Here is a 538-nt window from a genome sequence, read left to right on the forward strand (position 1 = left end):
TCCCTACACCGGTGAGCAGAAGGTTTCCAACACGGCGGCCGGCGCCGGCCTTGGCGCGATCGCGGGTGCCGGGCTTGGCCTTTTGGCCGGCGGCAACGACCGCCGCAACGCGCTGATCGGCGCCGGCATCGGCGCGCTCGCCGGCGGCGCAATTGGCGCCACCATGGACCAGAACGAGGCCGAGTTGCGCCGCCAGCTCCAGGGCACCGGCGTCAGCGTCACCCGCACCGGCGACCAGATCATCCTCAACATGCCGTCCGACATCACCTTCAACGTGGACCAGGACGCGGTGAAGCCCGGCTTCTATCCGGTGTTGAATTCGGTGGCGCTGGTGCTGAACAAGTTCCGCCAGACCACGGTCGATGTTTTCGGCCACACCGATTCGACGGGCGGCGACGAACACAATTTCGATCTGTCGCAGCGCCGCGCGCTGGCGGTCGCCAACTATCTGTCGGGGCAAGGCGTCGATTCGCGCCGCTTCGCCGTCACCGGCTTCGGCAAGACCCGTCCGGTCGCGTCCAATGCGACGGCCCAGGGC

Annotated in this window: 1 protein-coding gene; it reads left to right on the forward strand. The window is 68.0% G+C overall.

Going from position 1 to position 538, the window contains the following annotated elements; all coding sequences use genetic code 11:
* Positions 1-538, forward strand: a 538-nt coding sequence (locus EOA33_RS38135; RefSeq protein WP_145989620.1) for an OmpA family protein, incomplete at both ends; no start/stop codon positions are given.

Source organism: Mesorhizobium sp. M4A.F.Ca.ET.050.02.1.1 (genome assembly GCF_003997725.1).
GTDB lineage: Bacteria > Pseudomonadota > Alphaproteobacteria > Rhizobiales > Rhizobiaceae > Mesorhizobium.